12 protein-coding genes are annotated in these 13,185 nt (G+C 73.5%); 1 reads left to right on the forward strand and 11 read right to left on the reverse strand.

The genetic code is table 11. The annotated features are described in order from the left end of the window. Window positions 1-44 precede the first annotated feature (44 nt). The gene (locus ACSU6M_RS05720; RefSeq protein ID WP_437067610.1) at window positions 45-1,475 is read right to left on the reverse strand and encodes an RsmB/NOP family class I SAM-dependent RNA methyltransferase; all 1,431 of its coding nucleotides are present in this window, start codon (window positions 1,473-1,475) and stop codon (window positions 45-47) included. 437 nt (window positions 1,476-1,912) lie between these two features. Further along, complete coding sequence (gene fmt, locus ACSU6M_RS05725) at window positions 1,913-2,845, reverse strand: methionyl-tRNA formyltransferase (protein ID WP_437067611.1); 933 nt, start codon at window positions 2,843-2,845, stop codon at window positions 1,913-1,915. Between the two features lie 225 nt (window positions 2,846-3,070). Between fmt and ACSU6M_RS05730 the strand changes: the two genes are divergently transcribed. Beyond that, window positions 3,071-3,616, forward strand: coding sequence for a hypothetical protein (locus ACSU6M_RS05730; RefSeq protein ID WP_437067613.1), 546 nt, complete (start codon window positions 3,071-3,073; stop codon window positions 3,614-3,616). A gap of 130 nt (window positions 3,617-3,746) precedes the next feature. On the opposite strand, the gene ACSU6M_RS05735 is transcribed toward ACSU6M_RS05730, so the two are convergent. The 9 genes from ACSU6M_RS05735 to ACSU6M_RS05775 form a co-directional block, all read right to left on the reverse strand. Beyond that, window positions 3,747-5,897, reverse strand: a complete 2,151-nt coding sequence (locus tag ACSU6M_RS05735; RefSeq protein ID WP_437067615.1) for a primosomal protein N' — start codon at window positions 5,895-5,897, stop codon at window positions 3,747-3,749. 82 nt (window positions 5,898-5,979) lie between these two features. Beyond that, window positions 5,980-6,399, reverse strand: coding sequence for a hypothetical protein (locus ACSU6M_RS05740; RefSeq protein WP_437067616.1), 420 nt, complete (start codon window positions 6,397-6,399; stop codon window positions 5,980-5,982). Between the two features lie 470 nt (window positions 6,400-6,869). After that, window positions 6,870-8,078 (reverse strand): methionine adenosyltransferase, encoded by a 1,209-nt coding sequence (gene metK, locus ACSU6M_RS05745; RefSeq protein WP_437067618.1) that lies wholly within the window; start codon window positions 8,076-8,078, stop codon window positions 6,870-6,872. Window positions 8,079-8,317: 239 nt separating this feature from the next. After that, the gene (gene coaBC, locus ACSU6M_RS05750; protein WP_437067620.1) at window positions 8,318-9,523 is read right to left on the reverse strand and encodes a bifunctional phosphopantothenoylcysteine decarboxylase/phosphopantothenate--cysteine ligase CoaBC; all 1,206 of its coding nucleotides are present in this window, start codon (window positions 9,521-9,523) and stop codon (window positions 8,318-8,320) included. Between the two features lie 108 nt (window positions 9,524-9,631). Further along, window positions 9,632-9,904, reverse strand: coding sequence for a DNA-directed RNA polymerase subunit omega (gene rpoZ, locus ACSU6M_RS05755; protein WP_003988945.1), 273 nt, complete (start codon window positions 9,902-9,904; stop codon window positions 9,632-9,634). A 50-nt stretch (window positions 9,905-9,954) separates the two neighbouring features. Then, a complete protein-coding gene (gmk, locus tag ACSU6M_RS05760) occupies window positions 9,955-10,548 on the reverse strand; it encodes a guanylate kinase (protein WP_437067621.1) in 594 nt (197 codons plus the stop codon). Window positions 10,549-10,609: 61 nt separating this feature from the next. Beyond that, a complete protein-coding gene (locus ACSU6M_RS05765; protein ID WP_003977346.1) occupies window positions 10,610-10,933 on the reverse strand; it encodes an integration host factor in 324 nt (107 codons plus the stop codon). Between the two features lie 276 nt (window positions 10,934-11,209). Further along, window positions 11,210-12,055: an orotidine-5'-phosphate decarboxylase gene (gene pyrF / locus ACSU6M_RS05770; protein WP_437067622.1), complete on the reverse strand. Its 846-nt coding sequence runs from the start codon at window positions 12,053-12,055 to the stop codon at window positions 11,210-11,212. Next, a complete protein-coding gene (locus tag ACSU6M_RS05775; protein WP_437067623.1) occupies window positions 12,052-13,158 on the reverse strand; it encodes a quinone-dependent dihydroorotate dehydrogenase in 1,107 nt (368 codons plus the stop codon). The genes pyrF and ACSU6M_RS05775 overlap by 4 nt, the downstream gene beginning before the upstream one ends. Window positions 13,159-13,185: the final 27 nt, after the last annotated feature.

The raw sequence follows: 13,185 nt of genomic DNA on the forward strand, positions 1-13,185 counted from the left end.
GCAGTTCCCCGCGCCCCTGCGGCGTCGTCCTTGCCGTTCCTCCGCTATGACGCCGTCCGGCGGATCAGGGCCAGATACATCGCGTCCGTGCCGTGCAGATGGGGCCACAGCTGTACGTCGGGGCCCTCGCCGAGGTCCGGTACGCCGGGCAGCAGCGGGCGGGCGTCGACCAGTTCGGTGTCGGGGAACTGCTTGAGCACGTCGGCGACCACGGCCCGGGTCTCGGCGAGGTGGGGCGAGCAGGTGGCGTAGCCGACGATGCCGCCGACCCGCACCGACTCCAGCGCGGTGCGCAGCAGGGCGCGCTGCAGCGGCCCGAAGCCCTCCAGGTCCTCGGGACGACGGCGCCAGCGGGCCTCGGGACGGCGGCGCAGGGCGCCCAGGCCGGTGCAGGGGACGTCCATCAGCACCCGGTCGAAGGTGCCGGGCCGCCACGGCGGACGGGTGCCGTCGGCGGCGATCACCTGGTAGGGGCCGGGGTTGCCGGCCAGGGCCTTGGCGACCAGCCCCGCCCGGTGCGGCTGCTTCTCGCTCGCGAGCAGCGTGGCTCCGCGCTCGGCGGCGAGGGCGCCGAGCAGCGCCGCCTTGCCGCCGGGGCCGGCACAGCCGTCGAGCCACTTCTCGTCGGGGCCGTCCAGCGGCGCGCCGGCCAGCGCCAGCGCGACCAGCTGGCTGCCTTCGTCCTGGACGCCGGCCCTGCCCTCCCGCACGGCCTCGATGGCACCGGGTTCGCCGCCCTCGGTGAGCCGCACGGCGTACGGCGACCAGCGCCCCGGCACCGCCGCCTCCTCGCCGAGCAGTTCCTCGGTCGTGGCCCGGCCGGGCCGGGCGACCAGGGTGACCTCCGGCCGCTCGTTGTCGGCGGCCAGCAGCCGCTCGATGCCCTCGCGCCCGCCGCCCAGCGAGTCCCACAGCGCGGAGACGACCCAGCGCGGGTGGGAGTGCACGACGGAGAGATGGTCCTCGGGGTCCTCGTCGTACGACGGCGCGACCTTGGCGAGCCAGCCCTCCAGGTCGTCCTGCGCGATCTTGCGCAGCACGGCGTTGACGAACTTGGCCCGTCCGTCGCCCAGCACCACCCGGGCCAGCTCCACGGTGGCGGACACCGCCGCGTGGGTCGGGATGCGCGTGCCGAGCAGCTGGTGCGCACCGAGGCTCAGCACGTCCAGGACGGGCGGGTCGACCTCCCTCAACGGCCGGTCCACGCAGCTCGCGATGATCGCGTCGTACGTCCCCTGCCGGCGCAGCGTCCCGTACACCAGCTCGGTGGCCAGGGCCGCGTCCCGTCCGTCGAACTTCTCGGGCCCCTCCTTCTCGCGGGCCTTCCGCAGCAGCGGCGGCAGCACGAGGTTGGCGTACGCGTCCCGCTCGTCCACGGCGCGCAGCGCGTCGAAGGCGAGGATGCGGACGGGGTCCTTCTTGGGCCGCCGGTAGGGCTTGCCGGCGGGACGGGGCCGACGGGAGGTGTCGCTCACGAAAAGGTGCTCCGGATCTCGTATACGGTCTGCGCCCAGCGTACGTCGGGGGGAGGCGGGGGCGCGCGGGGCGGGGAGGCGGGGGTGCGCGGGGCGGGGAGGCCGGGGCGCGCAGGGCGGGAAGGCGGTCGCGCGCAGGGCAGGGTGGCCGGGGCACGCAGGGCGGGAAGGCGGGGGTACGCGGGGCGGCATGGCCGGGGCGGGAAGGCGGTTGCGCGGGGCGGGATGGCCGGGCGCGCAGGGCAGGGAAGCCGGCCCGGTCCTAGCGGGCCGGCCTCCCGGCCCACGGGAGCGCCGAGGCGCGAGGCCGGTCTCCAAGCCCACCGCAGCCCCAAGGAACGCGGCCGCGCCACGGACCCGGCCTCCCGGCCCGCCGCGGCCCCGGGCACGCGCCCGCGCCGCGGAGGCGGCCCGTGCCCCACGGCCCCGCGAGGGCGTCAGTTCCCGACCGTCTCCCCGGCCGCGATCCGCACCCCACGGGCCCAATCGGCGGCCTTCATCGGCTTCTTGCCCTGCGCCTGCACCCACACCAGCTCCACCGCGTGGGAGCCGGTGCCGACGTGGACGCTGTTCTTGCCGACGGCGAGCTGACCCGGCGTGAGGTCGGTGCGGTCGGGCGCAAGGGCGACCTGGATGAGCTTCAGGCGCTCGCCGCGGAACGTCGTCCAGGCGCCCGGCGCGGGCGTGCAGCCGCGCACCACCCGGTCGACGCGCAGCGCGGGCGCGGCCCAGTCGACGCGCGCGTCATCGACGGTGATCTTCGGGGCGAGGGAGACGCCGTCGGCGGGCTGCGGCACAGCCTTGAGCGTGCCGTCCTCGATGCCGTCCATGGTCGCGGCGAGCAGCCCCGCTCCCGCGAACGCGAGCCGGGTGAGCAGGTCACCGCTGGTGTCCGTGGGGCGGATCGTCTCGGTGACCGTACCGAAGACCGGGCCGGAGTCCAGGCCCTCCTCGATCAGGAAGGTCGACGCGCCCGTGATCTCGTCGCCCGCCATCAGGGAGTGCTGCACGGGCGCGGCCCCGCGCCAGGCGGGCAGCAGCGAGAAGTGCAGGTTGACCCAGCCGTGGGCCGGGATGTCGAGGGCGACGCGCGGCAGCAGGGCACCGTAGGCGACGACCGGACAGCAGTCGGGGGCGATCTCGCGCAGCCGCTCCAGGAACTCCGGGTCACGCGGCTTCACCGGCTTCAGCACCTCGATGCCGGCCTCCTCCGCCCGCTCGGCGACGGGGCTCGCGACCAGCCTGCGTCCGCGGCCGGCCGGCGCGTCGGGGCGCGTGACGACGGCGGCCACCTCGTGCCGCCCGGAGGCGATCAGGGCGTCCAGGGCGGGAACGGCGACCTCGGGGGTACCGGCGAAGACGAGCTTCATGGGTGGGTTCGGGCCTCTCGGGCGGGGGTCGACACGGGCAGCGCACCAGTCTATGGCGCCGGGCTCCCCGCGCACCGCGGGCATCCGGGGGCGTACGCATATGCCCTTACGCCCCCGGACCGTGACCCGTGGCGGCCAAACGCGTTGGTCAAGAAAGAGTTGACCACAACGGGCCGCTTTCGCGGCTCGATCCCTTCTCCTCAACGCCGGTTCGAGAGGCTTGTTATGGCCGACCACGCAACTCACGACGCCCAGGCTCGGGCCAGCCTGCACTTGTTGGTGCGGGACATCGAGCGGGTCCGCCGGCAGGTGGACGCACTGCGCACGCTCACCGCCCAGCTGGGCAACGTCTACCGCCCGCGCCGCTCCGGCCCGTCCACGGGCTTCGTCGTCTACGGACGCGCCCCCGCCCCCACGGTCCGCCTCGCCCAGGAGCTGCGGGACAGTGTCGAGACCCTGGTGACGGCCGCGGTCGACTTCGACCGCTCGCTCGGCTTCTCCTGGGACGCGGTGGGCTCCGCACTCGGCGTCACCAAGCAGGCGGTGCACCGCCGTTACGGCTCGCGCCGCGCCGCGGCCCAGGCCGCGAGCACCGAGCCCGAGCGCACGCCGGAGCCGTCGGGCACCCGCACGCTCAACGTCACCGCCGGCCTGCCCGCGGTGCCGACCGTCCCCGCCGCCCGCTCGATGCCGACCCAGCCGACCGCGGGCAGCCCGTCCCTCCGCGACGACCCCAGGCCCCCGGCCTTCCCCGGCCCCCGCAACGGCTGACGCCACCCCCCTCGGATGCCCTCCCGCGGCCACCACCGGGAGGGCATCGGCGTACCCGAGCCACTACGCACACACCCGCAAGCCAACCCCGACCCGGCCACGGCCCGGTGCGTCGCCGCTCGACGGCCCGTCACCCGATGTCCGGCGGATCGATGCGCACCCGTACCGCCTCCCCGCTCCCCCGCGCCATCCGGGCGGCCTGTGCGCCCTTCAGCGCGGCGGCGAGGGCGGACCCGCTGCCCGGGGGGACGCGGATGAGGGCGCGGTCCCAGTGGTCGCCCGGAGGCGGTCCACCGGGCCGGCGGGGGCGGCCGGCGGGCGTGACGGGGAGCGGCACCGGTCCCAGCACCTCGGCGTCGGCGGGCAGCTCCACGGCGGCCAGGAACTCGGCGACCGCCTCCGCCACACCGGACACCGCGGCCATCCGGGAGACCGGCGGGAAGCCCAGCTCGGCCCGCTCGGCGAGCTCGCGCACCGCGTGGCCGACGGGGTCCCAGCGCACGAGCGCCTGAACGGGCCGCAGCGTGGCATCGGCGACCACGACGACCGTGCCCCCGGCCGACCGCTCCCGCACCAGCGACGCCGCGCCGATCCAGCGCCGCAGCGCGTCCTCCCCGGCCCGCAGGTCGGGCCGCCCGAGCATCGCCCAGCCGTCGAGCAGCACGGCCGCGGCATAGCCGCCCTCGGCGACGGGTTCCGCCCCCGGCGTGCTCACCACCAGCGCGGGCGTCCCCGGCACGGTGTCCAGCACATGCTCGCGCCCCGAGGTGCGCACCGGGACCTTGGGGAACGCCCGCCCCAGCTCCTCGGCGGTGCGCCGGGCCCCGACGACCTGCGCCCGCAGCCGGAAGCCCCCGCACTCCGGGCAGTGCCAGGCGCTCTCCTCCCGCCCGCACCAGCCGCACCCCAGCGCCCCGCCGTCCCGCCCCTCCAGCGGCCCGGAGCAGTGCCGGCAGCGCGCGGGCGTACGGCACTGCGCGCACGCCATGCGCGGCACGTACCCGCGTCGGGGGACCTGCACCAGCACCGGGCCGCCGTGCGCCAGCCCGTCCCGGATGGCCTGCCAGGCGAGGGTGGGCAGCCGGGCGGCGCGGGCGGCCTCGTCGCGGGCCAGGTCCTGGTCGCCGACGGTGCGCACCAGCGGGGTGAGCGCCCGTACCCGGTCCCGCCCGGCGACCAGCGGCCTGGCCCAGCCGGTCTCCACCAGCTGCGCGGCCTCCACGGTGCAGCTGAGGCTGCCGAGCAGGAAGGCGCACCGGTCCTGCGCGGCCCGCAGCAGCAGCACCTCGCGCGCGTGCGGCTGCGGGGCGTGCTGCTCGCTGTGGTTGTCGTCGCCGTCGTCCCAGATGGCGACCAGACCGAGGTCCGGCACCGGCGCGAACATGGCCGCGCGGGTCCCCACCACGGCCCGCACGGATCCGCGTCGCACGGCGAGCCACTCCCCGTACCGCTTCTCCGGACCCGCGTCCGCGGTGAGCAGCGCATGGCGCCCCTCGCCGAGCAGCCGGGTCAGCGCGGCGTCGACCCGCGCGGCGGCCCGCCCGTCCGGGACGACGACCAGCGCGCCGCGCCCCGAGGCCAGCGTGGCGGCGACCGCCCGCGCCAGCTCCTCGGCCCACCAGGGCCCCGGCAGCGCGTTCCACACGGCACGCGGCGCCCCGCCGGAGGCCAGCGCCTCCAGAAAGGCCGGCCCGCGCTCGTAGCGCGCCCACGATCCGGGCTCCGGCCGCGCGGGCGGCGGCAGCGGCGCGGGCGACGGCCGCTGCTCGGCCCGCGCGCTGCGCGGCGGTACGGCGAGCTGGAGCACGTCGGCGAGACTGCCGGCGTACCGGTCGGCGACCGCCCGCGCGAGCCCCAGCAGCTCCTCGCTCAGCACGGGCTCCGGCGACACGACCTGGGCGAGGGCGGCCAGCGGCCCCGAGTAGTCCGACTCGGCCCGCCGCTCGACGAGGAACCCGTCGATCAGTCCCCCGCCCTCCCGGCGCCCGTCCCGCACCCGGTGCCGACCGGCCCCGAACCGCACCCGCACCCGCACGCCGGGCTGCGCCTCGGCGTCCAGCTCCTGCGGCACGGCGTAGTCGAAGTACCGGTCGAGATGGAGCACCCCCTTGTCCACCAGCACCCGCGCGACCGGCAACTCCTTGGCCAGCGCGGCCCCCCGCCACGTCCTCGGCTTGGCCCGTGGCTCCTTCGCCCTGCGCACACTCTCCCGGATCAGCGCGAGCTGCTCCGGCGGCGCCCCCTCGGCCCCGCCGCTCACCGACCCGTTCTCCCCGCTCACGCTTGCATTCTTACCAAACGGGACTGACAGTCGCCGTGCGCGAGCCCGGCTCCTGAGCGGGCGGTGCGGGGGCGGCCGCCGGTCAGCCGTTCTGCTTCGGCACCCTGACCACTCTGCGAGGGTGGCTCGGCAGCCGGGGCGAGATCATGCTGCGGACGACGACGCCCACCGCTTCCGCCTCCGTCTCGGTCAGTTCGTCGAGCAGCGGAGCGAGCTTCATGACGCGGGCGGAGACCTCGGTGCCGGGCCGAACCCCGAACCAGTCGGCGGCGATCATCTCGCACACCTGGTCCTCCGTCGTGCCGAACAGCTTCGCGATCCCCGGCCACTCGTCGGGTGTCGGCGGCGCGGTACGCGCCTGCTGCCCCTTCCACGGGCCGTGTTCCACGACGTTGCGCCACCAGCTGTGGGAGCGTGCCCGGTCGCAGCCGACCTGCATGGAGATGTAGTCCATGCGCTCCGCGAGCGCCCTGGCGGTGTCCCTGAAGGGAGTATGGGTCACAGCCCGAGAGTAGAAAAAATCAACGCCGCGCACAGGGAAATGACAAAAGAAGTGGGCTTCGTGAATCTGGAGTGTGGCGGGTCCGCCGACGCGGCCCGAGATCCCGGCGGCTGCGGAACACGCACGCCCCGAGGGGCGCGTCTGCCTTGGACCGCTCGGCCATACCGGTCGTGGACCGGCAGCAGGATTCGAACCTGCGAGGGAATGGATTCCCGGGAAGGATCCGCGGCCTGCGCACCGGGCCGTGTCGGCGGGCCTCCCGAGATCAGGTCGGCAGCGGGTCACAGGAATTCCAGGTTCACCGCACGCGCGAAGCGCACTCCACTGAAGGAACCACGGCCTGCGCACCGGGAGGCGCCCTCAGCGTAGGGAGCGCGCACGGGCCGCGCCAGCCCTTAAACGCACCCGACACGCCGAGGCCCGGCACCCCCTGGGGGCGCCGGGCCTCGGTGAAGCCGTGCTGCGGGACCTTACAGGCCCGCGGCCTTGCGCAGCGCGTCCACGCGGTCCGTCTTCTCCCAGGTGAAGTCGGGCAGCTCACGGCCGAAGTGGCCGTAGGCGGCGGTCTGGGCGTAGATGGGGCGCAGCAGGTCCAGGTCGCGGATGATGGCGGCCGGGCGCAGGTCGAAGACCTCGTCGATGGCCTTCTCGATCCGGTCGATCTCGACCTTCTCGGTGCCGAAGGTCTCCACGAACAGGCCCACCGGCTCGGCCTTGCCGATCGCGTACGCCACCTGCACCTCGCAGCGGGAGGCCAGGCCCGCGGCGACCACGTTCTTGGCGACCCAGCGCATCGCGTACGCGGCGGAGCGGTCGACCTTGGACGGGTCCTTGCCGGAGAAGGCGCCGCCGCCGTGGCGGGCCATGCCGCCGTAGGTGTCGATGATGATCTTGCGGCCGGTCAGGCCCGCGTCGCCCATCGGACCGCCGATCTCGAAGCGGCCGGTCGGGTTCACCAGCAGCCGGTAGCCCTCGGTCTCCAGCTTGATGCCCTCGTCCAGCAGGGCCTTCAGCTCCGGCTCCACCACGAACTCGCGGATGTCGGGCGCCAGCAGCGACTCCAGGTCGATGTCGCTGGCGTGCTGCGAGGAGACGACGACGGTGTCGAGGCGGACCGCCTTGTCGCCGTCGTACTCGATGGTGACCTGCGTCTTGCCGTCGGGGCGCAGGTAGGGGATGGTGCCGTTCTTGCGGACCTCGGACAGCCGCTTGGACAGGCGGTGCGCGAGGAAGATCGGCAGCGGCATCAGGGTGGGCGTCTCGTCGGACGCGTAGCCGAACATCAGGCCCTGGTCGCCGGCGCCCTGCTTGTCCAGCTCGTCGTCGTCGCCCTCGACCCGGGACTCGTAGGCCGTGTCGACACCCTGGGCGATGTCCGGGGACTGCGCGCCGATGGACACCGACACACCGCAGGAGGCGCCGTCGAAGCCCTTCTTGGAGGAGTCGTAGCCGATCTCCAGGATCTTGTCCCGGACCAGCTGCGGGATCGGCGCGTATGCCTTGGTCGTGACCTCACCGGCCACATGGACCAGGCCGGTGGTGATGAGGGTCTCGACGGCGACGCGGGACGTGGGGTCCTCGCGCAGCAGCGCGTCGAGGATGGTGTCGCTGATCTGGTCAGCGATCTTGTCGGGGTGACCCTCGGTCACGGACTCCGAGGTGAACAGGCGACGGGACACAACGCTCCCTGAGGTTGCAGCGGCTGCTGGCTGATCATGGGCGGACGGGTCGGGGGCTGCGCCCGGCGCCGTCCGAGAACAGTTTATCGGTCGCGCTCCGCCGCGGGCCCCCGTGTCTCGCCTCTCGGGAGGGGTGTGACCTGCGGCACGGGCATTCTGCCCAATCGGGGACGGTGTGACCAGGGGCGCCACGCCCCGATCTGGCGATCTTCGAGGGCGTCTCGAACCGTTCGGAACCGTCAGCCCAGACGTGCGGCGACCAGGTCCCACACGGTGTCGGCCAGGGCCTCCTTGGGCCCGTGCGGTACGGCGGTCTCGGAGCCGTCGGCCCCCAGCACCACGGCCTCGCTCTCGTCCGCGCCGAAGGTCTTGCGCTCCCCCACCTCGTTGACCACGAGCAGGTCGCAGCCCTTGCGCTCCAGCTTGGCGCGGCCGTTGGCGAGGACGTCGTCGGTCTCGGCGGCGAAGCCGACGATCACCTGTCCGGGGCGGGCGCGCTCGGCGGAGATCTCGGCGAGGATGTCCGGGTTGCGCACCAGGACGACGGGCTCGGGCTCCTGGCCGTCCTTCTTCTTGATCTTCCCGGCGGCGTAGGCGGCCGGGCGGAAGTCGGCGACGGCCGCGGCCATCACCACCGCGTCGGCGTCGGCGGCCGCCTTCAGCACGGCCTCGCGCAGCTGCACGGCCGTGCCGACGGGGACGACGTCCACGCCCGCCGGGTCGGGCAGTCCGCTCGTGTTGGCGGCGACCAGGGTGACGCGGGCGCCGCGCGCCGCGGCGGTGCGGGCGAGGGCGTAGCCCTGCTTGCCGGAGGAGCGGTTGCCGAGGAAGCGGACGGGGTCGAGGGGCTCGCGGGTGCCGCCGGCGCTGATCACGACATGGCGGCCGGCGAGGTCGGGCCCGGTGACGCCGCGGGCCAGGACCCGGCGGCAGACCTCGAAGATCTCGGCGGGGTCGGGCAGCCGGCCCTTGCCGGTGTCGACGCCGGTGAGGCGGCCGACGGCCGGCTCGATGACGACGGCGCCGCGGCGGCGCAGCGTCGCCACGTTCTCCTGGGTGGCCGGGTGCTCCCACATCTCGGTGTGCATCGCGGGCGCGAAGACGACCGGACAGCGGGCGGTGAGCAGGGTGTTGGTCAGCAGGTCGTCGGCGAGACCGTGCGCGGCCTTGGCGAGCATGTCGGCGGTGGCGGGTGCGACGACGACCAGGTCGGCGTGCTGGCCGATACGGACGTGCGGGACCTCGTGGACGGAGTCCCAGACCTCGGTCGAGACGGGGTTGCCGGACAGCGCCGACCAGGTGGCCTCACCCACGAAGTGCAGGGCTGAGGCGGTCGGCACGACACGGACGTCATGGCCGGACTCGGTCAGTCTCCTGAGCAGCTCGCACGCCTTGTACGCGGCGATGCCACCGCTGACCCCCAGCACGACCTTCGGCTTGTCCACCGTCACTCCCCGGACCTCGGAAACGTAGAACGCAATCCCCATGACACACCACAGGCCCGGCGGGGACACCGCCGGGCCTGTGGAAAAGTCAGCTGCAATCCGCTGATATCACTGCGCCGGGCCCTCGACGGCCTCGGACGTCAGCAGACCCGCGTTGATCTCGCGCAGGGCGATCGAGAGCGGCTTCTCGTGGACGTGGGTGTCGACGAGCGGACCGACGTACTCGAGGAGGCCCTCGCCGAGCTGCGAGTAGTACGCGTTGATCTGGCGGGCCCGCTTGGCCGCGTAGATCACGAGGCTGTACTTCGAGTCGGTGGCCTCGAGGAGCTCGTCGATCGGCGGGTTGATGATGCCCTCGGGCGCGGAGATGGAAGAGGACACACTCTACCTTCCGATGGGTGGGAAAGAATCAGTGAAGGTGACCGAAACGATCACACAACATCCATCAAGGCTAGCAGCTCGCGCGCTACATCCTCGACGGAGGTGTTGACCAGGGTCTCGTCGAACTCCGGCTCGGCCGCCAGCTCGACCTTCGCGGCCGCCAGCCGCCGCTCGATCACCTCGGGCGGTTCGGTGCCCCGGCCGGTCAGCCTGCGCACCAGCTCTTCCCAGGAGGGCGGAGCCAGGAACACCAGCTGGGCCTCGGGCATCGACTCGCGGACCTGCCGGGCGCCCTGGAGGTCGATCTCCAGGAGCACGGGCTCGCCCGCCTCCAGGCGCTCCAGCACGGCCGTGCGCGGCGTGCCGTAGCGGTTGCCGGCGAACTCGGCCCACTCGAGCAGCTCGCCGTTGGCGATCAGCTTGTCCATCTCCTCGTCGGTGACGAAGAAGTAGTGGACTCCGTGCTGCTCGCCGGGGCGGGGCTTGCGGGTCGTCGCCGACACCGAGAGCCAGACCTCGGGGTGTTCCTTGCGCATATGAGCGACGACCGTGCTCTTGCCGACCCCGGAGGGGCCGGAGAGCACGGTCAGCCGCGGACGTACGTCCGGGGGCTCGGGGGTCGTCCCCCGGGGTGTTACAGCCATGCAGCGATTATTCCAGCAATCGCGGGGTGCCCGGGACGGCGGTCCCGGAGAGCCCCGTACGTCAGGAACCGGTGCTGCCGAACTCGCGCTCCAGGGAGGCGATCTGGTTGGAACCGAGGCCGCGCACACGGCGGCTCTCGGAGATGCCGAGTCGCTCCATGATCTGCTTGGCGCGGACCTTGCCCACGCCCGGCAGCGACTCAAGGAGGGCGGAGACCTTCATCTTGCCGATGACGTCGTTCTCCTGGCCCTGCTTGATGACCTCGTGAAGGGAGGCGCCGGAGTGCTTGAGTCGATTCTTGACCTCGGCCCGCTCCCGGCGAGCCGCGGCGGCCTTTTCGAGCGCGGCTGCGCGCTGTTCGGGGGTAAGGGGCGGAAGAGCCACGCCTACGTCACCTCGGATGTCGAACTGTCGGATACGGACCGGTGAGGAACCTAGTCGCCCCACACCTGGGGAGCCACGAGCAACACGCTTGCCCGGTCTCTCGTCGGAGACTAGCGGTCGATGCCGCCAGAGTCAGCGAGAACAGCGGAAAAGTCCAGGTCAGCCTCCGTCAGGACGGGACATTTCCGACATATTGCCCCGGATTTGAGGATGTATTCAGGCTCAAGCCGGTCCGAAGCCCGCCGCCCGACCCCTCGAACAGGCGTCCAGATCCGCTCAGTGACCCGCCACCGCCGCCCGGACCTCCTCCGCGAACCGCTCCGCGGCCGTCCGCAGCGCGCTGACGTCGGGACCGTGCCGCAGCACCCCCCGGCTGACGTTGGGCACCACGTTGCGCACCGCGGAACCGAACACCCGCGGAAGGTCGGCCGCGGTGGCGCCCTGCGCCCCGATGCCCGGCGCCAGGAGCGGACCGCCCATGTCCAGGTCGTACGAGGACAGGTCGCCCAGCGTCGCCCCGACGACCGCGCCGAAGGAGCCCAGCGGCTCCTCCCCCGCGTTCTCGGCGGCCAGGTGCCGCAGCATCGTCGCGCCGACGTTCCTGCCGTCCTCGCGGATCGCGTGCTGCACCTCGCCGCCCTCCGGGTTGGAGGTCAGCGCCAGCACGAACAGGCCGGTGCCGCTCTCCCGGGCCAGCGCGACCGCCGGCGACAGCGAGCCGTAGCCGAGGTACGGGGAGACGGTCAGCGCGTCCGAGAACAGCGGCGAGTCCTTGCGCAGGAACGCCTCGGCGTAGGCGGCCATGGTCGAGCCGATGTCGCCGCGCTTGGCGTCCATCAGGACCAGGGCACCGGCCGCGCGGGCCTCCTCCACCGTCTTCTCCAGCACGGCGACACCGCGCGAGCCGAAACGCTCGAAGAACGCGCTCTGCGGCTTCAGGACGGCGACCCGGTCGGCCATGGCCTCCACGACCGTACGGCTGAACCGCTCCAGGCCGGCCACGTCGTCGTTCAGGCCCCACTCGGACAGCAGGGAGGCGTGCGGGTCGATGCCCACGCACAGCGGGCCGCGCTCGTCCATGGCACGGCGCAGTCGGGCGCCGAAGGGCTCCAGGGGGCTCATGCGGGCTTCCTCACGTCGGCGCCGACCGCGTCGGCGAGGGTGGCGTACGGGCTCTGGCGCAGCCGCGCGGCGAGGCCCTTGTGGAGGGCGCGGCTGTAGAAGGGGCCCTCGTAGACGAAGGCGCTGTAGCCCTGGACCAGCGTGGCGCCGGCCAGGATGCGCTGCCAGGCGTCCTCGGCGTTCTCGATGCCGCCGACGCCCACCAGGGTGATCCGGTCGCCCACGCGCGCGTACAGGCGCCGCAGGACCTCCAGGGAGCGTGCCTTCAGCGGCGCGCCGGACAGGCCGCCGGTCTCCTGCACGACGGACGGCGAGGAGGTCAGGCCGAGGCCCTCGCGCGCGATGGTGGTGTTGGTGGCGATGATGCCGTCCAGGCCGAGCTCCACCGCGAGGTCGGCGACCGCGTCGATGTCCTCGTCGGCGAGATCCGGCGCGATCTTGACCAGCAGCGGCACCCGGCGTGTGGTGACCGTCCGGTCGGCGGCCTCGCGCACGGCGGTGAGCAGCGGGCGCAGCGCCTGCGTGGCCTGGAGGTTGCGCAGCCCCGGCGTGTTGGGCGAGGAGACGTTGACGACCAGGTAGTCGGCGTACGGGGCGAGGCGCTCGGCGGACTTCACGTAGTCCAGGACCGCCTCCTCCTCCGGGACGACCTTGGTCTTGCCGATGTTGACGCCCACGACCGTGCGGAAGACCGGGTTGCGGGAGGCCAGACGGGCGGCGACGGCGAGCGAGCCGTCGTTGTTGAAGCCCATGCGGTTGATCAGCGCCCGGTCGGGGATCAGGCGGAACATCCGCTTCTTGGGGTTGCCCGGCTGCGGCTCCCCGGTGACCGTGCCGATCTCGACGTGATCGAAGCCCATCATCGACATGCCGTCGATCGCCTGGGCGTTCTTGTCGAACCCGGCGGCCAGGCCGAACGGGCCGTGCATGCGCAGCCCGAACGCCTCGGTGCGCAGCTCCTTGTAGCGGGGCGCGAGCACGGCGGCGACGAAGGTGCGCAGCACCGGGACGGCGGCCACGAGACGGATCCACCGGAAGGCCAGATGGTGGGCCTTCTCCGGGTCCATGTACTGGAAGACCAGTCGGAAGAACAGCTTGTACATAGTTCAGTCCCCATGCTGTGTCATCTG

The sequence above is a fragment of the Streptomyces sp. enrichment culture genome (assembly GCF_964272895.1).
Lineage (GTDB): Bacteria > Actinomycetota > Actinomycetes > Streptomycetales > Streptomycetaceae > Streptomyces.